The organism is Alkalibacterium kapii, from assembly GCF_007988865.1.
Taxonomy (GTDB): domain Bacteria; phylum Bacillota; class Bacilli; order Lactobacillales; family Carnobacteriaceae_A; genus Alkalibacterium; species Alkalibacterium kapii.
On record NZ_BJUY01000008.1, the window covers coordinates 1 to 23731 of the forward strand.

Sequence of the window (23731 nt, forward strand, 5' to 3'; positions counted from 1 at the left end):
GTGAGAGGTTCGGCGTGAACGAGTTGAAAAAGAGTTAGGAAGAGCCGAAGATGTGAGAGGTTTGGCAGGAAAAAGATGAGAACGAACTAGAAAGAGCCGAAGATGTGAGAGGTTCGGCGTGAAAAAGATGAAAACGAGTTAGGAAGAGCCGAAGGTGTGAGAGGTTCGGCGCGAAAAAGATGGGAAAGAGCTAGAAAGAGCCGAAGGTAGCACAGTTCGATAAATTAGAGCGTTAGTGAGTTATAGTTACAGAGAAAAAATAAATATTTAAAGCAAAAAACTTTATCACACAATACTCAAACTTCCTTCAAAAAGCTTAATAATACGATAAAAAAATAGAATATGGTAGAATTGTATCATGATAAAATTAATCAAAAGACATAAAAATGTCATGATTGATGAGTAGAATAGACAATGTAAATAAGTTTATTGGGGGAAAGAAATCATGAAAAGTAAATTATATAAAATGATGTTAGCATTAAGTTTATCAGGTGCTGTCTTAGCGGGATGTGATACAAGCGATCCTGACTCCGGCGCAGATAATGAAGAAACAGTGGAAGACACGCCTACTGAAGAAGGAGATGTCCAAATCTCTGAAGTACGCGTCGATGTCACCTCTGACATTACCGATGCAGTTCAAGAGGCAGATGAAGCAGTCGTATCCATCATAAACATGCAGCGTGTTGGGCAGAACCCATACGGCTGGTATGAGGGCTCACAAGCGAGCGATGAGGATAAACTGCAGCAGGTGGGCACAGGTAGTGGTGCTGTTTACAAAGTTGATGGTGACACAGCTTACGTCTTCACCAACAATCATGTGGTTGACGGTTCAGACGCTATTGAAGTCTTATTTAAAGATGGTTCACGTGTTGAAGCATCCATAGTGGGAGCAGACTTGTGGACAGATCTGGCAGTGTTATCGATAGATTCAGAAGCAGTATCTGCTACAGCTGAATTCGGCGATTCAGAAAATCTAACTGTTGGCGAGCCGGCTATTGCCATAGGATCACCTCTTGGAACTAACTTTGCATCATCAGTAACGTCAGGTATCATCTCAGCAACGGGTAGAACCGTCCCCGTCGACACCAATATGGACGGAGAAAACGATTGGGAAATGACCGCTATCCAAACCGATGCAGCCATTAACCCGGGTAACTCAGGTGGACCGCTGATCAATATTGCTGGACAAGTTGTCGGAATCAACTCAATGAAGATTTCTTCTTCAACTATCGAAGGTATGGGCTTTGCCATACCAAGTAATGATGCTTTGGATATCATCAATCAGCTTGAACAAAATGGTGAAGTCGTTAGACCTGTCATTGGTGTAGCAATGGTCGACTTGTCTCTCGTTTCGCCTCAACAGCAAGATGCTATATTGAATCTTCCAGACGATGTTAAAGGCGGTGTGGTGATTGCAGAAGTACAGCCAGATAGTTCAGCAGCTGAAGCTGGATTAGAAACAAATGATGTCATCGTCTCATTCAATGGTGAGGAAGTAGCTAATGGTATCGAACTGAGACAGGAAATTTATGATACCGAAATCGGGGATGAAGTAGAGATTGAATATTACCGAGATGGCGAACTACAGACTGCAACACTTACGATGCGCAGTACAGCAGAACAGACATTGTAAATAAATAAACATGTGCACAGTCTTAAACAGGCTGTGCATTTTTTCATAGTATTTTTCAATTTGTTCGTATGTGGATAAGTATTTTTAAAAATCGATAATACCGGGCATTTGGTGTAAAAAGTTATACACAAACGTGTTAAAAACTGTGAACAACTTTTTGGTTGTACATATTATAATCCACATAAACGTTATAGGTAAAGGGATATCAACATTATGAAGAAATAACATGGCGTGTGGAAAACTGTGTATAACTTTAAAAGATATTAGTTAACATTCTCGCCACTTTTCAAGCTTTCAAAACTGAAACGGGAACAAAAAACTGTGGATATGTGTATAACTTTGTGGGTAACTGTGGAAATATATTTAATCTAGGAAAGTAATCCCCTTAAATATGCAGAAAAAACCTTGTGGAGACTGTGAATAAGTTTAACGGTCACGTACGAGCATATTGAAGAAAACGAAGAATAAACCTTATTCAAGGTGGTATGAACTTACCAAGTAACTTGTTATAATAATAAAAAAGAGGAGTGAGCTGAGTGACTAAAGACATTTTAAAATTAAATAACCAAATCTGTTTTCCTTTATATGCTGCTTCAAGACAGATCACGAAGCTCTACCGTCCATTGCTTACAAAACTGGGTTTAACTTACCCGCAGTACTTGGTCTTGCTTGTTTTATTTGAAGATGAGACAGTTACGGTCAAAGCTTTGGGAGAACGTCTGTATCTGGACTCTGGAACACTGACCCCTTTGCTTAAACGTATGGAAGAACATGGACTAGTGGAACGAAAACGCTGTAGTGAAGATGAACGCGTCGTAAAAGTAAGCCTGACCAAAAAAGGACGAGGAATTGAAAAACAGGCCGAAGCAATCCCTAATAAATTCTCTAAAGAAATACAATTAGAAACCGAAGAAGCTAAAGAACTGAAAAGATTATTAACAAAAATACTCGATCAAGTTTAAGTAGAGGAGACGATTATGGACATTACTATTTTGTCAGTAGGGAAGTTGAAAGAGAAATATTTAAAAAAAGGCATTGAAGAGTACACCAAGCGTCTGGGTGCCTATACAAAAATAAAAGTCGTCGAAGTACCTGACGAGAAAGCACCAGAAAACCTGAGTGAAGCAGAAATGGAACAAGTAAAAGAAAAAGAAGGCGAACGGCTGCTTTCAAAAATTCCCGACCAGGCTTACGTCTTCACGTTAGCTATCCAGTCCAAAGAGCGCACCTCCGAATCCTTCTCCAAAGAAATCGAACAACTCATGATCCACGGAAAAAGCAAACTCGTCTTCGTCATCGGCGGCTCACTAGGTCTAAGCCAAGCCGTCATGAACCGCAGCGACACCACCATCTCATTCGGAAAAATGACCTACCCCCACCAGCTCATGCGCTTAATTTTAGTTGAACAGATTTACAGAGCATTGCGGATTATGCGGAATGAACCTTATCATAAATGATGGCCGGACTATTAACATAATTGAATAAAGTAATACTATCAGTGTTATAGCATTTGTGATTTAGCTGTAACTTTTAAGAACGGGTAATTCATATCGTTGAAAATAAAAGGGAATTTTAATTACGTAGATTTTTGTTTTACTTTCTATAAAAACTTGTTAAAAACTTTTAAAAGTTTTATAATAGAATTAATAAAAGTGAGAGGAATGATTAATGATGAGTATGGAAATGATCGGAAGTACTCCCACCACAAGTATTACTGATTTAAAAGCAAATCCTATGAATGTTATCGAAAAAAGTAAAGAGTTAAATCATGCCGTTTATCTTTTGAATAGAAATAAACCTGTGGCTGTTGTTATGGATAAAGAAAAATATGAACAGATGACCGAATTAATAGAACGATTAGAGGATCAAGTGCTCTATGCCGAAACAGAAAAAAGATTAGAATATATAAAACGAAATCCTGATATTGAAACCTATACTGTCGAAGAAGTAATTGGTCGACCTTTAAGCGAAGTGGACTATGACCCAGAAGATGATGAGTGGGAATAAATGACATATCATATAAAATTAAATAAATTATCTAAGGAAGATTACAATAAATTAGATGGATCACAGAAAAAACTTATAGATAAGTCTTTAAAGAAACTTGAGCTGCAGGGGATGCAAGCAGGTGAATGGTTACATGGTAGCTTATCAGATTGCAAAAAGATCAAACATACACGAGCAGGATTGCGTGTTGTCTTTAAAGAATCGGAGAATAGTATAGAAATTATAGACATCATTACAATTGGAAAAAGATCAAATAAAGAAGTGTATAAGATTACTGAAAAACGTTTGAAAAATGATAAGTAGCATGGGTGTATAGACAATTTATTAAGTGTTTTCTCTATTTCACAGTAATTGAATAAACCTTATAGTGGGTTTTTTAAATAATTAAACTGAGAAAACAGCTCCACTTAAAAAGCGTAAATTTAACCTTTAAGCGATAGCCATCAAGAGCTGTTACTCAGAAATAATCCGTCTTGCTGCTGGAAAGTTCTTTCAACTCCCTTGATTTATATTAAAAGTTTTACAGATTTCTGCGTTGTTTAAGAATCAATAAAAATTACCTCCTCATGACTGAAACCATCTTCAATGCTGTATATCTTAGTTTCATAATTATAAGCGAGTTCAATTATTCCAAAAATCTTCAGAGAATTTAGAGAAATCAAAATTATTTTCAGAAAATTCGCTATGTAGAGTCATTTTAAATTTAATAATACATCCATTTAGTTATTATAATATTTGAATTCAAACTTTTTTATTTATCGAAATAGCTTTCAATTATACAAAAATTGAATGAAAAAGGAGTAAAACAATTGTTTACAACACTAGTCTTTCACGAAATCCGTCCAAAAGCAGAAATATCTAAGGGGCAGCGTCCTATTTGTGTAGCAGATGGGTATGAGGATTGTTTGCCGATGCCCTTATACAATAGTACGGATTATTTCCATGAATTAATGACTTATTTAAAAGGAGCAGGGTATCATTTTCTAAGTCTTGATGAAATAAAAGGCTTTTACTATAATGACCAGACGTTACCAGAAAAATCCGCTTTGATATCTTTTGATGACTGCTATCAGTCACAGAAAAAATATGCCTATCCCATACTTAAAGAAATGGGAATTCCTGCAGTATCTTTTGTGCCATCAGGATGGGTTTTTAATAAGGAGGATGCTTACAGAGAAGAATATTCTCAAGTACTGAGTTTCAAAGAATTAGAAGAAATGTCCGATGTTTTTACCTATGCTAACCATACACATCATTTTCATCAACGCGAAGGAATGCAGAAAAGCCGAATCATGTGGGAAACAGAAGCAACATTTGTTCAAGACTTAAAAGAATGTAATCAGTATGTGGAAGAACAGGATGTTTTTGCTTATCCTTTTGGAATGTACGATCAGAGTAACGTTAAAACATTGGCTGATTTAAATTTCAAGTTAGCTTTTACAACTAAACCAGGATTTAATACTAAAAAGACACCTCCATTAGAACTTCATAGAAATATTGTAAGTGAAGGTTTACCGATAGAAAAAATTAGAGAACTGCTAGGTGAATAAATAGAAGGTTGTCTGTAAAAAAGTGTAAGCACATTGGCAATAATCAATATGCTTACACTTAAATTATTTGAAATTTATTTCTTACGTTTTACTTCAATGCGGTAGCCATCTGGATCGGTCACAAAGAAATAACTAGGGGTGCCGCCTGATAAGCCTTTTAACTCACTTGTTTTATAATCAGAATCTTTACAGATCTCATGCATTTTTTCCAAATCATCAACGGTCACACCCAAGTGACTGAAGCCGTCTCCAATCGTATAAGGCTCGGCATCATAATTATAGGTAAGCTCGATTTGTACTGAAGAACCGGGAGAATTCAGGTAAATCAGATCAAATTTATTTTCAGGAAATTCTCTGCGGCTGGCCACTTCAAAATCAAACAGGTTTGTATAGAAGTCCAACGTCGCCTCAAGATCTCTCACGCGCAGGCAAATCTCAACTAGTTCTTGGTTCATAATATCATCCTCCAATTATTATACTATCTTCATTCTATCATGAATCGTCTATATAGGCATTTTTTCACTTCAGTTTTTTATCAAATTACTTCTAATAGAATATTCGATGAAAAGAATAAAAATCAGTCTATAAATATCAATAATATAAGATAATTTATTGGATGCTAATATCAATTTATTGACTAACTATGTTATTATTTTATAAAGCGCTTTAATTGGAATTACTACTAATATTTTTCTAAGTATTTTAAAAAATTAAATGAATGTTATTATAAAAAAATGCAATAATATCAACGACTATATTGGGAGGTATTTATTATGAAAAAGTTATTTAATAAAGATAAATCTCAGAAAGATAAAAAGCCTAAAAGAATGAAAAAATCTAAAGTAGAGGATAATAATGAATATGATGTAGATCAATTAATCTTAAATGACCAAGAATCTGATGAAGAAAAAGAATTTATATCTTTCTTTAACGAAGTATTAAAAAAATTACCAAAAAAAATTTCTACTATAATTTTAAAAACTTTCGATAGTTCAAAAGCACAAGCCGAAAAAATAATGGCAAACAGTAAAGAACAATACGAGAATGTTTTTGATGAGTTTTTAGTTGGAGTTGATCAAGCGATTAAAAAAAAATGCTATTCAACTATACATGCTGCTACATTAACAGCAGCTATTATTGGTTGCTCTCCTATTCCGTTTTCAGATGCTCTCTTATTAGTTCCAGTACAATTAATTATGATGGGACGTTTGCATAAGATTTTCGGTCAGTCATGGTCAGAAAATTTAGGATCTGCTTTATCAAAAGAATTAATAGTAGTAGGTTTAGGTAGAAGTGCAGTTGGAAATTTACTTAAGCTAGTTCCGGTAGTTGGAACAGTAGCTGGAGCAGCAGTAAATGGAGCTGTTGCTAGTACTATTACTGGGGCGTTAGGATGGGTAACAGTAAAGATGTTGAATGACGGGGAAGATATATTTGATAATGTGATGTCTTTTAAAGGACAATTTAATACATTGTTCAAAATTCTTCAAAATTCAAATAAAAATAAAAAATAAAAATACAAAATATAAAATCAAGAATAAACTCAACAGAATAATAGACTTCAGTATCCTCTGAACATGGTTTCTTCAATATAAAAACAATAAATTCTTTGATATCTGTTATAATGACTAAACGTAGAAAAAGAAAGCAGGAGAGTAGTATTAAGCAATTATTTGAATCATTTGGGATCAGTCCCGAAATAGTAAAAGCACTGACGAGTTTGCGTTATTTTCACCCGACAACGGTCCAGAAAAGGGTTATCCCTTTGGCCTTAGAACAACAAGATATTATGGTGGAATCCCAGACGGGCAGAGGAAAGACCGTTGCGTTTGGCCTTCCCCTTTGTGAGCAGGTCGAATGGGAAGAGAATAAACCACAAGCTTTGATTCTAGTGCCAACACGTGAGCTGGCGCTGCAGGTCAAGAATGACATTATGAATATCGGACGATTGAAACGTATCAAAGTGACGGCTGTATTTGGAAAATCTTCTTTCAAAACGCAAAAATCTGAACTAAAACAAAAAAGTCATATCGTTGTCGGCACGCCGGGACGGATCTTGGAACATTTAAAAGAAGGAACATTGGTCGTAGATAAAGTGAATAGTCTCGTGCTGGATGAAGCGGATGAAATGTTGAATATGGGGTTCATTGATCAGGTAGAAGAGATTATTGACTACTTACCAAAAGAACGCCAGACAATGCTGTTTTCTGCTACGATGTCAGCACAAATCGAAGAACTGGCTAGTTTTTATATGAACCCAGATCGTGTGTCTTTCAAAATGGAACAATCAGAGAAGAACACACCGAAGATTTCACATGCATACATCAACGTGGATAAAACATCTAAAGAAAAAGTATTGTTAGACTTACTGACCGTTGAGAATCCAGATGCTTGTATCATTTTTTGTAATACCAAAGATGTGGTGGATGCAGTTGACGCGTTTTTAAATAAAGCGGGTTTGCCGATCGACAAGCTACATGGTGGCATGGATCAAGAAGATCGTTTAGCTGTTTTGGAGGACTTCCGGTCTGGAAAACTTCGTTATTTGGTAGCGACTGATGTGGCTGCACGCGGGATAGATATCGACAATGTGACTCACGTGATCAACTATGATGTGCCTTTTGAGAAAGAAAGTTACACGCATCGTACTGGCCGGACAGGACGTGCAGGAAAAACAGGATTAGCATTAACTATAGTAAGTCATTCGGATCAAAGACGCTGGGATGAAGTTCGTGACTATAGCTTTGATGACAGCCAAGAGTTTACGGAAGTGTTTGCTCCTAGCGAACGCTTAGTCAAACGTTCAAAAGTTGCCTTTGAAAAGAAAATAAATACCAAAGTGAAACCAAAAATCGCTCGCAATAAAGAGTTGAATAAAGACATTACAAAGGTTTACTTCAACGGCGGTAAGAAGAAAAAACTGCGTGCAATTGATTTTGTTGGAACTTTGACAAGTATTAAAAGCATATCAGCTGAAGACATTGGTATTATTACCATTCAGGAAAATGTTACTTATATCGATATCCTGAATGGCAAAGGACCATATGTTATTTCTCAGATGAAAGACCGAACAGTTAAAGGTAAAAAACTGAAAGTCAACAAAGCGCGAAAATAAAATAGTAATCACTTAAGAAAAATCTCTTAGACAAATTAAAAGTTTAAGAGGTTTTTTAATTTATGCGCATAAAAAAAGAACTAGAGTTCCCTATATGTTTTATTAAGCCTCATAAACTGGTATAATAAACGTAACTTAAAAAGAGCGGAGAGTGATCAAGATGCCAGCTGAATCGAATATTTTGATTTATCAAACAGAAGATGGAAATACCAAAATAGATGTACGACTAGAAAATGAAACGGTTTGGATGACTCAAAAAGCAATCGCTGAGTTGTACCAAACTACTCCTCAAAATATTACATTGCATATTAGAAACATACTTCAATACGCAGATAAAAGAAAATATTCTTGTTACTTTTCTATAATAAAGAAAGAAGGATTAAGAAATATAAGAAGAAAATTGATTTATTACAATCTTGATATAATTTATAATATAGCTATCAGAGGTCAATATTTTGAGAAAATTAATAAATTAATTTCATTTGCAAAAATACATGGATTAAAAAAAGAATATCTTGAAGTTTTTCCAATAAAAGAAAAAAATTTCGAAGAAATGTTGAAAGACTCTTTAATTGATATTGTGGAAATTCATCAACAGTTTAATATAGATAAATATTACGTAGATTTTTATATACCACAGTTAAAATTAGTCATTGAATATGATGAAAAACATCATGTTAAGCAAATTGAAAAAGATAAACTAAGACAAAAAGTAATTGAAGAAAAGTTACAAGTTGAGTTCATAAGAGTTAAAGAAGGTCAAGAAATGAAAGGATTAAATCTTATTATAAAAGATTTATTAAAGAAAAAAGGAAAATAAAAATTGAGATAAAAAGCATATTAACTTTAGGAGAGAAGTACTATATGGCACCTAATGAGGATATTTTAATTTATCAAACAGAAGATGGAAATACCAAAATAGATGTACGACTAGAAAATGAAACGATATGGATGAATACAAAAACAATTTCAGAATTGTATCAAACTTCACCTTATAATATCACCTTACATATTAATAATATTTACGAAGAAGGTGAGCTTGAAAAACAGTCAACGTGCAATATACATCAATACGTTCAAAATGAAGATGCAAAAGAAGTAAAAGAGGATATCAAGTATTATAATCTTGAAGTCATTATTGCTGTAGGATTTCGTGTGCGCTCTCACCGTGGCACCCAATTTCGCCAATGGGCTACGAAGAGATTGAATGAATATCTCATTAAAGGATTTACGATGGATGATGAACGACTGAAAGAAATGCGTAACTTTGGTGAAGAATATTTCGATGAGTTTTTTGAACGCTTACCTGAAATGGAGAAACTACCTAAAACCGGAGCCCCCAGTCCAGACGCTTATTCAAAGATTATCGAACAAGCAATCGATGAAGGCTATACTGAGTTTTTATGTATCTGTATGTCTAGTGGCACGAGTGCATCTTATCAAACGGCCAAAATGGCAAGGGATTCCTTTTATGATAAGCATGAGGATACTGAAATAAAAATCCATGTTGTTGATTCCTGGTCAATGAGTCATGGGAGCGGCTGGCTGATACTGAAATCAGTACAATTACTGGAAGAAGGGTATACCTTCGAAGAATTAGTGGACTTTATTGAGAAACATAAAAGACGCGTGAAACACTTTTTATGCGTGGATGATTTATACAATTTAACTAAGAGCGGACGCATTTCAAATGCTGGAGCACTGATCGGTAATCTACTGCGTATAAAACCGATCATGTCTATGAAAGATACAAAAGGGGCCATCGTTGCTAAAGTAAAGGGCACAAATAAAGCATTGAAGTATTATGTAGAAGAATTTCAAAAGCGGTACGATTCGAAGTGGACAGATTTTATTATTATTGGGTATTCAAACGATAAAGGCATCGCTAATGATCTGAAAGAGAAAATAAAACTGAAAACAGACTTTTTAGGAAAAATCCATATCATGCAGATGGGTGTTGCTGTCGGCACGCATGTCGGCTTAGGCGGTCTGTCACTGTTCTTTATGGAAAAAGAAAATATGTAAATCGATTGGAAGTCTTCAGAGTAAATTCTGAAGGCTTATTTGATCGATTATAAACGCTGTAAACAGATTAATTAGGGTGATTAATACAATGATCACACTGAGGCTATCACTAGTTTTTCGTTAAATATTGTAATACTGATAGGAAGTTATTTATAATAAGGATCAGAGATTAATGTGTAACATCAATTATTTATATTGAGGTGATAATTATGGCTCGTATACTAGACGACGCGTTGATTTATGAAATTTTATCAGTAGTTGATGAGATTCCTGAGGGAAAAGTCGCGACTTATGGTCAGATCGCCAGATTGATTGGCCGGGAACGTAATGCCCGATTAGTAGGTCGTGTAATGAGTATGGCTGAATTCTATGGCAGCTATCCTTATCACAGAGTTGTGAATCATGCCGGACGACTGGTGCCGGGCTGGACCGAACAGAAAGAGCTTTTAATAGGCGAGGGCGCCGTCATGAAAAAAGAAGGCTATGTCGATATAAAAAGATGCCAATGGGAAATTTAAGTAAAATAACTAGCGAAGAATGAATGCATATCCAATTTAACCCGTTTTAAAGGTCAAATTCTCTGATGAGATGAAAGGAAATCGTCTGAAGAGACGATTTTCATCAAAATAAAGTGAAAAATACGGCTTATCTTGAGCAGTTTTACCAAAAACGTGAACGACTACTTAAGATAAGCGCTTATCTTAAGTAGTGAGACAAGTTGAGTGACATACTTCTTAAGCAAATTGATTAGCTTAAGAAGTTGCGTCTATATTTCTAGAAACTTCTGAAGAAAGACAAAAGCAGCCTGCTTTTTCAAGATAATACGACTTATATTACGAAACAAAAAAGGCCCTAAGCAGAAACGTTCAGTCTTCTCTTTAGGGCCTTACTCATTTTAATTAATTTTAGTAGTCCAGTGCTTTCAACTCTTCGATCGTGACGTCCTGCTCTACATAATTATCGACCATGAAGCCGTTTAAGTTGGAGAACTCTTTATAAAAGATGTCATAAGCAGCGAGACTGGTATTGAAGTTATTTTCGTCCAATTTCTCGATCAGGTCTTTTGTTTTTGCCTGCGTATCAGCATCCAGTTCCAGACTATCTGGTCTCAAACGTCCCTCATCGTCGTATTCAGCTTTTTCACCATAAATCATATCCCGGTAAATGCGATCCATGTGCATGATCGGCGTTTCGTGCGTTCCTTTTTCGGTCATCACTTTATAAAGACCGACGCAGTAGACCGGGAAGAAGGGAATGACCGAGCTGGCTTTGGTGGTCACGGCTGTAGCAACAACGATCTGCGCTTTACCGTTGATATCTGCCAGCAAACTGTTAATAGTATCTGCTTTCACGTCACAGTCCGCTTTCGCCCGACCCAATGTGCCGTGCCCGTAGTAGGGATGATTCAATTCGGTGCCCAGGTAGGAATAGTTCGTTGTCAAGACCCCGTCAGCCAGCACATCCGCTTCTTTCAATGCTTTCATCCAAAGTTCCCAGTCTTCACCGCCCATGACTTTGACAGTATCAGCGATTTCCTGCTCCGTTGCCGGTTCCAGCGTTTCCGTGTAGTACTCTTCTTTTTCCATATTTATATTTGGACCGACGACGGGATCACCGATCGCTTTGATTGAAGAGGTATAAGTTTCTCCAGTCTCCGGATCGGTCCGTCTGCCGCTTGCAAGACTATAAACGACAAGGTCGACTTTGCCGGCGAATTCGGTTTTTATATAATCGATGACGTCCTGCTTGGTTTCATGACTGAAGGCATCCTGGACGAAGTTTTTGGCGACCAGACCTTCTTCTTCAGCAGCTTTTTTAAAAAATATATTATTGTACCAGCCTGCCGTTCCCAGGTTACGTTCGCTTTTCGGTCCTTTCTCATAAGACACACCGATCGTATCTGCACCGGCGCCGAAAGCCAAACTGATCCGGGTGGCCAAGCCGTAACTTGAGGATGCACCAATGATCAAAACTTTTTTAGGCCCTTCATAACTGCCTTTACTTTTTATATAGTTGATATGATTTAAAACTTGTTGTTTGCGTCCAAGCGGATTAACGCTTATAGCCACGTTTCCCCGGATATTTTGCTTGAAATCCATAATGATTTTCCTCCAATGAATGAGTGATAAGACTATCATAGCAGAAAATGAAATTGTTTTGAATGTCAAAGTATTTTCTTTTTAAAGAAACTATAATACCCTGACTTAATAATCAAGATAAGACAGAATAACTGAAATGTTTGCTATACTTAATGGTGAAGAGAAAAAGTTCAATCCATAGATAAGGAGTGCTAAAATGTCCATCCATCCAATCAAAGCATTATCTGATAATTATATCTGGATCATGAAAAAAGGCATAGACACTATTGTGGTCGACCCCGGGGAAGCAGAAGGTGTACTAAATTACTTGAAAGAGAACGAACTGAATTTGGCGGCTATCCTCCTCACCCATAAGCATGATGATCATACGGCAGGAGTAAACAAGCTTGTCGCAAGCTATCCGAGCACACCGGTTTACGGGCCTGAAGAAACCGATGATTTTAATACAGAAACCTTAAGAGATGGAGATACCTTCGATCTATTAGGGGATACCTTTGAAGTATTCATTACAGCCGGACACACAAACGGTCATATCAGTTTATTGACCCGTCGCGCTTTGTTCTGCGGGGATGCATTATTTTCCGGCGGCTGCGGTCGCGTCTTTACAGGTGATTATCAGGCACAATTTATCGCTTTGCAGAAATTTAAGCAACTCAATGATCATGTGATGGTTTATGCCGGTCATGAATATACGGAAAAGAATTTAAACTTTGCTCAGACGATCGACCCGGAAAACGAGTCTATTTCAGAAGCCCTGAAGCAAGCTGAAAAGCTTCAGAAAAAAGGACGGCCGACCCTGCCTTCGACGATCGGTAGGGAAAAAGAAATCAACGTGTTTCTCAAAGCAGAAACATTGGATGAATTCAAAAAACTGAGAGATGCGCGCGACGATTTCTAAAAAAAGCCCCCTTGCTTACTGAGTTGTTTACTCGCAGTAAGTAAGGGGGTTGCATAATTTTTTTACCATTCTCTAGGCGTATAGTCCAGTTCTTTAAAGAGCTGATTCTTTTCTTTCTTGGATAAATAACGCCACTGGCCGATCGGTAAGTTGCCTAAATGGATATTCATGATCTGGAGTCTTTGTAGACGATAGACATTGTAGCCCAATGCTTCGCACATACGGCGGATCTGTCGGTTCAGTCCCTGTGTTAAAATGATTTCAAATTCATATTTTGAAAGTTGCGTCACTTTACAGGGGAGAGTCGTTGTGCCAAGGATATCGACGCCTTCTGACATATCTTTTAGAAATTCAGGAGAAATCGGTCGGTCGACAGATACAACATATTTCTTTTCATGTTTATTTTCTGAACGCAGGATTTCGTTGACGATATCGCCGTCGTTCGTCAAAAGGATCAGACCTTCTGAATCCTTATCCAGACGTCCAATATGAAAGACGCGAAAAGGGTGATTAACTAGGTCTACAATGTTTCCTTTGACGTCTTTTTCAGTCGTACTTGTAATGCCTACAGGTTTATTTAAAGCAATATAGACATTGTTTCGTGCAATGAAAATTTGTTTACCGGCGACGCGTACGTCATCACCAGGCTCTACCTGGCTGCCGATTTTGGCTTTTTTACCATTGACTGTAACTTGGCCTTCTTCAATCAGTTTGTCTGCGCCGCGACGGGAGCTTTTTCCTGCTTCACTGATAAATTTATTGATACGCATGACGGACACTTCCTTACTTTGAGACTGATGTTCTCTTCTTACTATACCCTATATGTCGTTTGAATCAACCGGGCTTTGATTAAATAAATAAGTTGACTTTAGAAATGTTTATTCTGGCAGTGTATCGTAAGCCAGTTTATTGATTATTTCAGAGTGTTTTGGGTAATGTCCCAAAAGTTCATTCTTTGTATACAACTTGAAATCAGAAAAATCAAAGCCAGGAACGACCGTACAGCTGACTAACGCATATCCCGACTCTACCGTCGAGCCAAAAATATCGCCTGCCGGGACAGTATAATGCGGCTGATGCCCCTGTTCTGTATTTAAGCTTAAGATCGTTTTTTCATACTCTCCATTCGGCAAAAGCGAATGAACGGTCAGTGGGCTGCCGGTATGGTAAAACCATAATTCATCAGAAACCAGCTTATGAAAATGAGAGGGGCTGTCTTCGGTCAGTAAAAAATAAATATTTGTGTAAAGTACTGATTCTTTTCCATCAACTGTATAGGGATCCTTTTTTAAATCGGTCTGCTTGAAGTAACCACCTTCAGGATGTGGTTTCAAATCGAGTTCCTGGATCCATTGTTCTGCTGTTTTCAAAATAGTATCCTCCTTTTGTTGCGGTCAATAGAGCTGACATAAGTATAACAGACACAAGCCCGTTTTTTTGAAGTCATTTGTTCTGGTGCCTGTATAACACATTTTTAGTAGCCGGTTTCAGCAGGAAAGAAGCTTCTACTGATATAACTTGACAATAAAAAATTTTTTCAACAAAAAAAGATGTTTCTGCGTTATAATTAACTTTAGTGCAAAAAATGAAGAAAAAAATAATCAGTATGTGTTAAGAGAGTCCATACCACACTCAACACTCAGTGGTTTAAATGAGGTGTGGATTTTAACAGGAGGAATAGAATTGAAAATCGCAATTATTGGAGGAGGCCTTTCAGGAGCTACTGCTTTGAAGACACTGTTGAGCCATCCTAATTTAAAAAAAGAAGACCGAATCGATGTCTATGAGCCAAGAGAAGTCTGGGGTGTAGGACTTCCTTATGGTCCGGACGATGAGTCGCTGATGCTGAATGTCAGTCCGGATTATTTAAGTGTTGATGAGAATGATCCCCTGGATTTTCTGAAATGGCTAAAAGCCAACTATGAGAAGCCGTTAAATGATGAAGGGCTGGTCTCACGCCCTAAGTTCGGTTATTACCTGGCTGAACGGTTTGAGCCGTATTTTAAACATGATCAGGTCACGCATATCCAAACTACCGTGTTAGATATAGATGTGTTGGATGCCGATACGAAAAAACAGGTCCAGCGAAAAAAAACTGGTCAATATGTGTACCGGCTGCAGACAGGAGAGGGAGCAGTCGAAGATCACTATGACGCTGTCTTTTTAGCCTTGGGTCACCCTGAATATGCGGATTACTATAATCTAAAAGGGAAAGTGCATTATGTATCCAATCCATATCCTGTGAATGAAAAATTATCACAGATCGATCCTGATGAACGTATCGGCATTATCGGAAGCGGGGCTACAGGGATCGATTTGATGCGCTTTTTCAGTAGAAATTATGACCTGAAGCATCCATTGACCTTTTATGTACAGGATCAGGGCTTTTACTTTGTGGATATCCCCTATGAAAATAAACCTTTCAAGTTTACTTTTTCAAAAGAATGGATCGCTGAAGAAAAAGCGAATGGTAATGGACTTATACCTTTTACAAGAATCTTATCTACTTTTATACAAGATATCAAAGCAGAAGGCGTGGATGTCTTGACCGTTTATGACCGGTACAAAAAAGGAGATTTAGGTGCTATTAAAAAAGCTATAGACACAAATGATCAGGATTTAGCATTGATTCAAACTTATACCAGCAAACTTGTTTCTTTGCTCCCAAGTCTTTTCAATAGTCTAAGTGGTCATGACAAAAAAGCTTATTTATCAAATTATTACAATAAACTGCTATTTTTTAAATCCCGGGTACCTTATAGAACAATGATTTGGCTGCTTGATTTAATGAAAAGAGGAAAAGTGAAACTCGTTTATGGGTTAGAAGAAATCACTGCCTTAAAAGACGGGTCGTTTATTCTCCATGCAAATGAAGAAGAAACGGCAGACCGGCTTATCAATGCCACAGGATTTGAAACCCGTCTGCTTGAACTGGGTGATCGTTCCCCGCTGATTTATAACTTAGTCAATAAAAAAATCATTATACCTGATCAAAATGGACGATACGTATTGATCGATTGGCCTCAAGCGCAGGTTTTGAACCAGGAGTACGGCACGATGAATGGCTTGTTTTTCTATGGCCTGTTAGTTGGAGGAACGCAGCACGGAAATAACGATGCCCCTCTGACCTATCAGCTGGCGTCCGAATCAGCCAGCTGGTTTATGGATCAGCGAAAAGCTTAACAGCAAAATATAAAAAAGGATGATCTCGTATATGAGATCATCCTTTTGAATCATTTTTATTTTGTTTTTCTGTCAACATCCAGCTCTGTTTCATATTCACGTGGTTTTTTATTGAACAGATATTCACCATTTCTAACAGATGCCAGACATTCTGCGCGACGTCGTTGAGCTTCAAAGACGGTAGGTGCGTCCAGCACAATAAAGTTGGCGGGCTTACCTTCATCTAAACCGTAGACATCGTCTAGACGCATTAATTCTGCACCGTTATAAGTGACCAGATCGAAGTTACGCGGGAAGTCTTCTTCACGCATCAACTGGGTAGCGTGCAGGCCATTATCTAAAATGTTCATCAAATTACCTGAACCGGCAGGGTACCATAAGTCAACGATGGAGTCCTGTCCAAATGCCACGTTGATCCCCTTATCAACAAATTCTTTGACACGGGTCAATCCGCGACGTTTTGGATAAGTATCCTGACGTCCTTGTAAAAATAGGTTTTCTGTAGGACACGAAACAAAGTTCATTTTTGACTGACGGAATAAGCCCATCATGCGAAAAGCGTAGGCGTCATCAGCAGAACCGAATGAGCAGGTATGTGAAGCAGTTGTTTGCTTACCATAATTCTGATGCATGATTTCTGCATTCAACACTTCAACAAAACGTGCTTGGACATCATCTGTTTCATCACAGTGAACGTCTATCAGCTTGTCATATTTCTTTGCAAGTCGGACGATTTCTTTGATCGATTTGTTCCCGTCTTCAGGACTCCATTCATTATGAGGGATACCCCCTACACAGTCAGCACCCAGCTTTAAAGCCTCTTCGACTAAATCGCGGCCTGATTTTCCATCTTTATTGTATGAATACATTCCATTCTGTGGGAAAGCGACAACTTGAATCGTAATGTTGTCTTTTAACTCGTCCCTTACTTCTATGGCTGCTTTGATGCCGGCTAGATTAGGATCCGTACAGTCTGTTTGTGCTCTAATATATTGCGTTCCGTAAGAAGCCACCTCATTGACAGCATCTCTAATACGATCTTTCATTTCTTCTTTGGTTGTTCCTTCTTTGTAACTGTTCCAAAGATCGATCGCTTCAAATAATGTGCCAGACTGATTTTTCACTTTGTCATTCTGTCCAATGAAGTAATAATCTAAATGTACATGAGAGTCTACATAAGGCGGTAAAACAAGTCGACCGTTTAAATCGATCGTTTCATCAGCTTCACCTAAATCGTTGCCGATGGCTGAAAATTTACCGTCTTCCACTAAGATTTCAGACGCATCTTCGTGTTTGTAAACAACAGCATTGATAAATTAACTCTTCATTTTCCATGACCTCCTAGTTTAATCTTAATCTACCTTACTATTAAAAATTTTGTTTATCAATTGTTAAGCTTTATCTAGATTTTGGGAGTAAAACGCATAATTTAAACTAAATAAAATAAGGGCTATAATGAGTGGTAGTTAAAATAATACAAGGAGGAATAATTGTGTCACAACATTCAGAACAAGCGAAACACTTTCCCTGGATCTATATGCTGCTCATGTCCAGTGTGACCTTTATGGCGATTCTATCAGAATTGGTCCCTTCGGGTGTTTTACCTCAAATGGGAGAAGGATTAAATGTGCCTACTTCAGAAGTTGGTTTACTTGTTACAGCTTATGGTGTTGCTTCAGCGATAGGGACGATTCCTTTGATAACTTGGACGATGGAAATGAATCGAAAAAAACTGCTGATCATTGTCTTGATCGTCTTCGGTATTTCCAACATGATTATTGTTTTTTCTTCTAACTTTTACTTGACTGCCTTTGCACGTATTCTCGGAGGGGCATCAGCAGGGATCGTGTGGCCGATGATGACGGCGTATGCTATTCGCCTGGTTCCTAAAGGTTATAACGGTCGAGCGATCGCTGTTGTCATGGGAGGAAGTACCGTCGGTCTGGGAGTTGGTCTCCCGATCATGACGACGATAGGAACTACATTTGGCTGGCGCATTGAATACGGCGTGCTGGCTGGCATTTTTTTCCTGATCGCGTTACTGGTTGGTTTGGTTTTACCTTCTGCTGAGGGAGAAAAGAGAACAAAGGAAACCTCTCCCTTTCAGGTTGCTAAAAATAAATCTGTCTTGATCGTTTTGGTCGTGACCTTCTTTACTATGATGGCACACTATGGTTTATATACCTATCTATCACCTTTGGTAGAATCCTTCAACCTCTCAGGCGGTGTCAATATAGCAACGCTCATCTTTGGGATAGGAACGATCCTGTCGGTTATACTAACGGCAAAAGTTATTGATAAGCACTTAGGCGGGTTAAATTTATTCATACTCTCTACTGGTTTAGCAGCAATGATTCTCTTTGCTGTGTTTAAGGGGACCTTTATTATTGCCCATATTTCCTTCTTCTTATGGGGAGTCGCCTTCGGCCCACTGGTTACTTTGTTTCAGGATGCGGTGGCCAGACAAGTCGACAAGGCAAAAGATATTGCCACGTCTCTGCAGTCAAGCATTTTCAATACGGGCATCGTCGTGGGAAGTGCAGTCGGGAGTGCTTTATTAAGTAATTTCTCAGTCTACTATATAGTGATCCTTTCTCTAGTCTTGTTGATTATTTCAATAGTAGTATCTGCTCTTTCCAAAAAGACATTTTTCACGTCACATTAAGAGTCAGATAAAAAATAGAATGTAAAACAATACCCTGAAAAGCATCTATTATTATATGTTTTTTAGGGTTTTTTATGTGTAAAAGCACTGGCTGTATCTATTTTTTGATACTTTTATAAAGACATTCAATAGAATATGTTTCAAAATAACGATGTATGATAGCGTTTAGAACCAGTGTGTGGTACTATGTTTCATAAAGTAAGCGTTTTGTTGACACTTTATTTTATACTGATATTATAATAATCAAGAAGGAGATAAACTATGGCCATAGCTACTTTGAATTTAAAAGAATATAAAAAGAATGCTAGTCCTACTGAAGCGACTATTATCGAATATATTTTGAAGAATGTGGAAGAAACAAGTCAGATGACGATTTATGACTTGTCAGAGAAAACGTTTTCGTCTCCTTCTACAATTATCCGTCTTTGCAAAAAAACAGGATATAAAGGATACAAAGACTTTTTGAAAGATTTGATTTACGAGCAAGCTGTTCGTTCAAGTTATAAGCAGAAACACCTTGCTGAATTGACACGAACAGATGAGATAGAAGAAGTAATCAACAAAGTAACTCATAAAAATATTCTTTCTTTGGAAGAAACAGAAAAATTGATCGATACAAAGACAATAAAAATGTGCGTTCAAGAGCTTTATAATTGTGAGAAACTAATAATTTTTGGAATCGGAGCGTCACTTCTGGTAGCCAAGGATGCGCAGATGAAATTCACTCGCATCGATAAAATGTCTTATGTCAGCGAAGACTGGCACACACAGCTTTTAATGGCAAAGAATATGAGTGAAAAAGATGTTGCCCTAGTGATTTCCTATTCCGGTCAGACAGAAGAAATGATCACTTGTGCTGAAGTTGCCAAAGAAAATGGTGCTACCATCTTGTCGATCACGAAAACTGAGGAGTCTCCGATTAATAGATTAGCGGACCATCCTATTTACGTATCCTCTAACGAGTTCAGTTTTAGAAGTGGAGCCATGTCTTCACGTATAGCTCAGCTTAACGTCATTGATATCCTTTTTACTGCCTATATCAATAAAATGTATGAAGAATCTATCGAAATACTGGAAAAAACACAAATCAAAAAGGAGCGGGAATAAATGGTTGAATTAGAAAAAATGTCAACTGAAAAACAAAATCCAAACACAATGAATCTTGATCAAATGAGTGTAAAAGAAGCGCTCACTGTTATGAATCAAGAGGATAGAAAGGTAACCGAAGCAATCGAGGAGGTGATACCGGAAATTGAAAGTGCTGTGCATAAAATTATTGAACAACTGAAAAAAGGAGGGCGATTGATTTACACAGGGGCTGGAACGAGTGGACGTTTAGGTGTTCTTGATGCCTCAGAGTGTCCACCGACGTTTGGGACACCTAAAGGAAAAGTTGTTGGTTTGATTGCCGGAGGAGAACGAGCATTTACTGAAGCTATTGAAGGCGCTGAAGATAGTAAGGAATTAGGAAAAGAAGATTTAGTGAAACTGGAATTAAATACAAATGATATTGTTGTTGGTTTAGCAGCTAGCGGACGTACACCTTATGTTATCGGAGCCTTGGATTATGCTAGAGAAACAGGCGTGCCAACGGTCGCTATCGCATGTAACAAAAACACTAAGATCGGTCATGCAGCGGATATTGCTATTGAAGCAGTGCCTGGCCCTGAAGTACTAACAGGTTCAACACGTTTGAAAGCTGGTTCTACTCAAAAAATGATATTGAATATGCTTTCCACGATATCTATGGTCGGCATTGGTAAAGTATACAAAAACTTGATGGTGGATGTTCAGCCAACGAATGAGAAACTCGTTACTCGAGCTGAAAATATTGTCATGAAAGCCACTGATGTTGAAAGAGAAACAGCTAAGAAAGCCTTGGCAGGAAGTGACGGAAAAGTCAAAGTAGCTATTATTATGATTTTATTAGATATCAACAAAGAAGAGGCTATCAAAAAGCTTGAGGAATCAGAAGGACATATAAGAAAAGCTTTATAAGTTAAATTATAAAAAGGAGCAAAATCAGATGGTTAAAAATAATGAAAAATTAGCTCAAGAAATCGTCGACGCTGTCGGTGGTCAAGATAATATTTACTCCTCTACGAATTGTATGACACGTGTGCGAATGAACGTGAAAGACCGAAGTATTATAGATGAAGAAAGACTTAAAAGTACTGAAGGGGTTATGGGCGTAAACGATGCAGACACCTACCAAGTCATCGTCGGTCCCGGCACGGCTAAAAAGATCAATGATATTTTAGTAGAAAATTATAACGTTACTGAATCATCAAACAGCGCAAGCAACTGGCAGCAGAATAAACAGGAAATCAAAGGTCAGCAGCAGCAAAGCAAGTTCAAACAGGCTCTAGCAACCATTGCTAATATCTTTATTCCTATGATTCCGGCTATTATTGCTGCAGGGATTTTCCAGGGTATCAGCGGCCTTCTTGGAACAATGATTGGTGAAGAAACGATAAGTGGCGATATCTGGGAAGGTATTCGCATTACATTCGCTTTGATCGGTAACTCGTTCCTTGGCTATTTTGCTATCTTCACTGGTGTTAATGCCGCTAAGCGTTTTGGTGCAACCGAAGCGTTAGGTGGGATGATCGGTGCCATGTCTATTGCAGCACCGCTTATCGATTTATCTACATTAGTTGGTCTATATGATGCTGAACAGCCACTTAATTCTATCTTAACCACAGGTAAAGGTGGAATCGTCGGCGTTATCTTTGGTGTGTTCATCCTTGCCAAGATAGAAAAAGCTGTCCGTAAACGTATTCCGGATGTATTGGATCTAATGGTCACTCCGATCGTTACTCTCCTCATCACTACACTGCTTTTCGTATTCATTATCATGCCTGTTTCAGGTTTCCTTTCTGACTGGCTAGTAAGAGGACTAAGCTTGATCATTGGCTCTGAAAACACATTTGTAAGTATTTTATCAGGCTATATATTGGCTGCCGTTTTCTTGCCGATGGTATTAGTAGGTCTGCATCACGGTCTAATTCCGATTTATGCGATTCAACTCGAAGCTTTTGGTGGGGTATCACTCTTCCCAGTACTGGCTATGGCTGGTGCCGGACAAGTCGGAGCAGCGATCGCGATTTATTTCCTTGCAAAAAAAGCCGGTGACAATAGACTGAAAGGTGTAATATCAGGGGCATTGCCTGCGGGTATTTTAGGTATCGGTGAACCGCTGATTTACGGTGTCACACTGCCGCTTGGGAAACCATTCATTACAGCTGGACTTGGTGCTGGATTTGGCGGTGCATACGTCATGATGATGGGTGTTATGGCTAACGCCTGGGGGCCTTCCGGATGGGTCGCACTTCCACTTATGCAAGATGGTATGATCCACTATGCTATAGGGATCATCATTTCTTATATCGCTGGATTTATCATTACACGTCTATTTATCAAAGAGGACGATTTAAGAAATGCAAACATCTAATACATTCGGTTTGGCTGTTTATGTCTCTGCGTTCAAGAGTCAGCAGCTGATACTCGAGAAACTGAAAAACTCTAACACCCCCGTTTTCACTTCACTGCATATATCAGAAGAAGTGTCAGAGTCGTACGTTAAAGATGTTGAGGAAATGTGTGAGTGGCTGCATCAAAATGGATTCTGGATCATGGCAGATGTCTCGCCTTTGACTCTGGATCGATTCGAAGAAAGGTCTTTAGCTTCTTTGTCCAGACGCTTGCATTTAAATAATCTAAGACTCGATTTTGGCTTTGATTTGGAAAAAGTGAAAACTGAAGCATTAGATGTCAGCTTTACCTACAATGCTTCAACCCTGCTTGATCAAAGCCCAGCAGAAGCAAATTGTTTATACATGCATAATTTTTATCCAAGGCCGGAAACAGGACTTGATGAGCTGTTCTTTACTACTTTAAACGATAAAATCAAAGAAAAATCAGGACAGGTTTTAGCGTTTATATCAGGTGATGAAAAAAAGCGCGGCCCTTTATTTGAAGGGCTGCCTACGCTGGAATCCCATCGCTATCTGTCGCCTTATGCTCAATATGTTGATTTAAAAAAGCGTTACAGTGCGGACAAAGTCTTCCTTGGCGACATCAAGCTCTCTGATTTTGAGTTGAGCCTGATTTTAGACTACACAAAGGATGGACTCATACGTCTTCCAGTTGCTTTGTCTGAACCACTGACTTACTTGTACAACCAGCCCTTTACTGTACGAGTAGACTCTCCGGGCACGCTCATTCGAGTACAGGAGTCCAGACAATATGCCCAAGTCGGCAGATCGGTCGAACCCAAACAAGTAGATGAGCGTTATAGAGGCTCTGTCACAATGGATAACAGAAAGTATAAACGTTATTCGGGAGAAGTTCAGATAACGAAAACAGATTACCCAAAAGATGAACGGGTAAATGTCATCGGTCGTTTAGATGAAAAGTATCATCTGTTACTGGATAATCTGCGTAATGGTGAGAAATTTATGTTTATACCAGCTGAATAATAGAAAAACAGCAGCCCATTAAAAGGCTGCTGTTTTTCTATTAAAGGTTTCTATACCAAACGATTTATTTTCTGC

Annotated in this window: 23 protein-coding genes; 18 read left to right on the top strand and 5 right to left on the bottom strand. The window is 38.0% G+C overall.

Annotated features, from left to right (window positions below):
* Positions 1 to 445: 445 nt before the first annotated feature.
* From AKA01nite_RS04220 to AKA01nite_RS04245, 6 genes are all read left to right on the top strand, one after another.
* A complete protein-coding gene (locus AKA01nite_RS04220) occupies positions 446 to 1633 on the top strand; it encodes a S1C family serine protease (protein ID WP_146924073.1) in 1188 nt (395 codons plus the stop codon).
* Between the two features lie 536 nt (positions 1634 to 2169).
* Positions 2170 to 2595 (top strand): MarR family winged helix-turn-helix transcriptional regulator, encoded by a 426-nt coding sequence (locus tag AKA01nite_RS04225; RefSeq protein WP_146924074.1) that lies wholly within the window; start codon positions 2170 to 2172, stop codon positions 2593 to 2595.
* A gap of 15 nt (positions 2596 to 2610) precedes the next feature.
* Positions 2611 to 3090 carry a 23S rRNA (pseudouridine(1915)-N(3))-methyltransferase RlmH gene (gene rlmH, locus AKA01nite_RS04230; RefSeq protein ID WP_146924075.1) on the top strand — a complete coding sequence of 160 codons (480 nt, stop codon included), beginning with the start codon at positions 2611 to 2613 and terminating at the stop codon, positions 3088 to 3090.
* A gap of 211 nt (positions 3091 to 3301) precedes the next feature.
* On the top strand, positions 3302 to 3640 hold the full coding sequence (locus tag AKA01nite_RS04235; protein ID WP_146924076.1) for a type II toxin-antitoxin system Phd/YefM family antitoxin: 339 nt from the start codon (positions 3302 to 3304) through the stop codon (positions 3638 to 3640).
* Complete coding sequence (locus AKA01nite_RS04240) at positions 3641 to 3943, top strand: addiction module toxin RelE (protein ID WP_146924077.1); 303 nt, start codon at positions 3641 to 3643, stop codon at positions 3941 to 3943.
* A 506-nt stretch (positions 3944 to 4449) separates the two neighbouring features.
* Positions 4450 to 5190: a polysaccharide deacetylase family protein gene (locus AKA01nite_RS04245; protein ID WP_146924078.1), complete on the top strand. Its 741-nt coding sequence runs from the start codon at positions 4450 to 4452 to the stop codon at positions 5188 to 5190.
* A 74-nt stretch (positions 5191 to 5264) separates the two neighbouring features.
* Here the strand turns inward: AKA01nite_RS04245 and gloA are convergent, their stop codons facing one another.
* Complete coding sequence (gene gloA, locus AKA01nite_RS04250) at positions 5265 to 5645, bottom strand: lactoylglutathione lyase (protein WP_146924079.1); 381 nt, start codon at positions 5643 to 5645, stop codon at positions 5265 to 5267.
* A gap of 318 nt (positions 5646 to 5963) precedes the next feature.
* On the opposite strand from gloA, the gene AKA01nite_RS04255 reads away from it, so the two are divergent.
* From AKA01nite_RS04255 to AKA01nite_RS04275, 5 genes are all read left to right on the top strand, one after another.
* Positions 5964 to 6704, top strand: a complete 741-nt coding sequence (locus AKA01nite_RS04255; protein ID WP_146924080.1) for a YcjF family protein — start codon at positions 5964 to 5966, stop codon at positions 6702 to 6704.
* Between the two features lie 110 nt (positions 6705 to 6814).
* Positions 6815 to 8305 carry a DEAD/DEAH box helicase gene (locus tag AKA01nite_RS04260; protein WP_146924081.1) on the top strand — a complete coding sequence of 497 codons (1491 nt, stop codon included), beginning with the start codon at positions 6815 to 6817 and terminating at the stop codon, positions 8303 to 8305.
* Positions 8306 to 8465: 160 nt separating this feature from the next.
* Positions 8466 to 9125: a DUF559 domain-containing protein gene (locus AKA01nite_RS04265; RefSeq protein ID WP_146924082.1), complete on the top strand. Its 660-nt coding sequence runs from the start codon at positions 8466 to 8468 to the stop codon at positions 9123 to 9125.
* Between the two features lie 44 nt (positions 9126 to 9169).
* Positions 9170 to 10330, top strand: a complete 1161-nt coding sequence (locus tag AKA01nite_RS04270) for a DegV family protein (protein ID WP_146924083.1) — start codon at positions 9170 to 9172, stop codon at positions 10328 to 10330.
* A gap of 209 nt (positions 10331 to 10539) precedes the next feature.
* On the top strand, positions 10540 to 10848 hold the full coding sequence (locus AKA01nite_RS04275; protein WP_146924084.1) for an MGMT family protein: 309 nt from the start codon (positions 10540 to 10542) through the stop codon (positions 10846 to 10848).
* A 387-nt stretch (positions 10849 to 11235) separates the two neighbouring features.
* Here the strand turns inward: AKA01nite_RS04275 and fabV are convergent, their stop codons facing one another.
* Positions 11236 to 12429, bottom strand: coding sequence for an enoyl-ACP reductase FabV (fabV, locus tag AKA01nite_RS04280; protein WP_146924085.1), 1194 nt, complete (start codon positions 12427 to 12429; stop codon positions 11236 to 11238).
* 196 nt (positions 12430 to 12625) lie between these two features.
* Here fabV and gloB point away from each other — a divergent pair, with 196 nt between their 5' ends.
* A complete protein-coding gene (gene gloB / locus AKA01nite_RS04285; protein WP_146924086.1) occupies positions 12626 to 13327 on the top strand; it encodes a hydroxyacylglutathione hydrolase in 702 nt (233 codons plus the stop codon).
* A 62-nt stretch (positions 13328 to 13389) separates the two neighbouring features.
* On the opposite strand, the gene AKA01nite_RS04290 is transcribed toward gloB, so the two are convergent.
* Both AKA01nite_RS04290 and AKA01nite_RS04295 read right to left on the bottom strand, forming a co-directional pair.
* Positions 13390 to 14097, bottom strand: coding sequence for a pseudouridine synthase (locus tag AKA01nite_RS04290; protein WP_146924087.1), 708 nt, complete (start codon positions 14095 to 14097; stop codon positions 13390 to 13392).
* A gap of 108 nt (positions 14098 to 14205) precedes the next feature.
* Complete coding sequence (locus tag AKA01nite_RS04295) at positions 14206 to 14700, bottom strand: cupin domain-containing protein (RefSeq protein ID WP_186805094.1); 495 nt, start codon at positions 14698 to 14700, stop codon at positions 14206 to 14208.
* Positions 14701 to 15010: 310 nt separating this feature from the next.
* On the opposite strand from AKA01nite_RS04295, the gene AKA01nite_RS04300 reads away from it, so the two are divergent.
* Entirely contained in the window at positions 15011 to 16510 is a 1500-nt protein-coding gene (locus AKA01nite_RS04300; RefSeq protein WP_146924089.1) for an FAD/NAD(P)-binding protein, read from the top strand.
* Positions 16511 to 16566: 56 nt separating this feature from the next.
* Here AKA01nite_RS04300 and AKA01nite_RS04305 read toward each other — a convergent pair whose 3' ends face one another.
* Entirely contained in the window at positions 16567 to 17778 is a 1212-nt protein-coding gene (locus AKA01nite_RS04305) for an amidohydrolase family protein (RefSeq protein ID WP_246116984.1), read from the bottom strand.
* Between the two features lie 224 nt (positions 17779 to 18002).
* On the opposite strand from AKA01nite_RS04305, the gene AKA01nite_RS04310 reads away from it, so the two are divergent.
* The 5 genes from AKA01nite_RS04310 to AKA01nite_RS04330 all read left to right on the top strand — a co-directional run bounded on the left by AKA01nite_RS04310 (position 18003) and on the right by AKA01nite_RS04330 (position 23656).
* A complete protein-coding gene (locus tag AKA01nite_RS04310; protein ID WP_222592479.1) occupies positions 18003 to 19175 on the top strand; it encodes an MFS transporter in 1173 nt (390 codons plus the stop codon).
* 261 nt (positions 19176 to 19436) lie between these two features.
* Entirely contained in the window at positions 19437 to 20282 is an 846-nt protein-coding gene (locus AKA01nite_RS04315) for a MurR/RpiR family transcriptional regulator (RefSeq protein ID WP_146924090.1), read from the top strand.
* Complete coding sequence (gene murQ / locus AKA01nite_RS04320) at positions 20283 to 21173, top strand: N-acetylmuramic acid 6-phosphate etherase (protein ID WP_146924091.1); 891 nt, start codon at positions 20283 to 20285, stop codon at positions 21171 to 21173.
* Positions 21174 to 21201: 28 nt separating this feature from the next.
* Positions 21202 to 22629, top strand: coding sequence for a PTS transporter subunit EIIC (locus tag AKA01nite_RS04325; protein WP_146924092.1), 1428 nt, complete (start codon positions 21202 to 21204; stop codon positions 22627 to 22629).
* Entirely contained in the window at positions 22616 to 23656 is a 1041-nt protein-coding gene (locus AKA01nite_RS04330) for a MupG family TIM beta-alpha barrel fold protein (RefSeq protein ID WP_146924093.1), read from the top strand. The genes AKA01nite_RS04325 and AKA01nite_RS04330 overlap by 14 nt, the downstream gene beginning before the upstream one ends.
* Positions 23657 to 23731: the final 75 nt, after the last annotated feature.

Excerpts from the sequence above, each read along its gene's own strand:
- AKA01nite_RS04325 (WP_146924092.1), top strand. The coding sequence starts at position 21,202 with ATGGTTAAAAATAATGAAAAATTAGCTCAAGAAATCGTCGACGCTGTC.
- AKA01nite_RS04235 (WP_146924076.1), top strand. The coding sequence starts at position 3,302 with ATGATGAGTATGGAAATGATCGGAAGTACTCCCACCACAAGTATTACT.
- AKA01nite_RS04260 (WP_146924081.1), top strand. The coding sequence starts at position 6,815 with ATGACTAAACGTAGAAAAAGAAAGCAGGAGAGTAGTATTAAGCAATTA.
- AKA01nite_RS04240 (WP_146924077.1), top strand. The coding sequence starts at position 3,641 with ATGACATATCATATAAAATTAAATAAATTATCTAAGGAAGATTACAAT.
- AKA01nite_RS04265 (WP_146924082.1), top strand. The coding sequence starts at position 8,466 with ATGCCAGCTGAATCGAATATTTTGATTTATCAAACAGAAGATGGAAAT.
- AKA01nite_RS04255 (WP_146924080.1), top strand. The coding sequence starts at position 5,964 with ATGAAAAAGTTATTTAATAAAGATAAATCTCAGAAAGATAAAAAGCCT.
- AKA01nite_RS04290 (WP_146924087.1), bottom strand. The coding sequence starts at position 14,097 with ATGCGTATCAATAAATTTATCAGTGAAGCAGGAAAAAGCTCCCGTCGC.
- AKA01nite_RS04315 (WP_146924090.1), top strand. The coding sequence starts at position 19,437 with ATGGCCATAGCTACTTTGAATTTAAAAGAATATAAAAAGAATGCTAGT.
- gloA (WP_146924079.1), bottom strand. The coding sequence starts at position 5,645 with ATGAACCAAGAACTAGTTGAGATTTGCCTGCGCGTGAGAGATCTTGAG.
- AKA01nite_RS04270 (WP_146924083.1), top strand. The coding sequence starts at position 9,170 with ATGGCACCTAATGAGGATATTTTAATTTATCAAACAGAAGATGGAAAT.
- AKA01nite_RS04275 (WP_146924084.1), top strand. The coding sequence starts at position 10,540 with ATGGCTCGTATACTAGACGACGCGTTGATTTATGAAATTTTATCAGTA.
- gloB (WP_146924086.1), top strand. The coding sequence starts at position 12,626 with ATGTCCATCCATCCAATCAAAGCATTATCTGATAATTATATCTGGATC.
- AKA01nite_RS04330 (WP_146924093.1), top strand. The coding sequence starts at position 22,616 with ATGCAAACATCTAATACATTCGGTTTGGCTGTTTATGTCTCTGCGTTC.
- rlmH (WP_146924075.1), top strand. The coding sequence starts at position 2,611 with ATGGACATTACTATTTTGTCAGTAGGGAAGTTGAAAGAGAAATATTTA.
- murQ (WP_146924091.1), top strand. The coding sequence starts at position 20,283 with ATGGTTGAATTAGAAAAAATGTCAACTGAAAAACAAAATCCAAACACA.
- AKA01nite_RS04220 (WP_146924073.1), top strand. The coding sequence starts at position 446 with ATGAAAAGTAAATTATATAAAATGATGTTAGCATTAAGTTTATCAGGT.
- fabV (WP_146924085.1), bottom strand. The coding sequence starts at position 12,429 with ATGGATTTCAAGCAAAATATCCGGGGAAACGTGGCTATAAGCGTTAAT.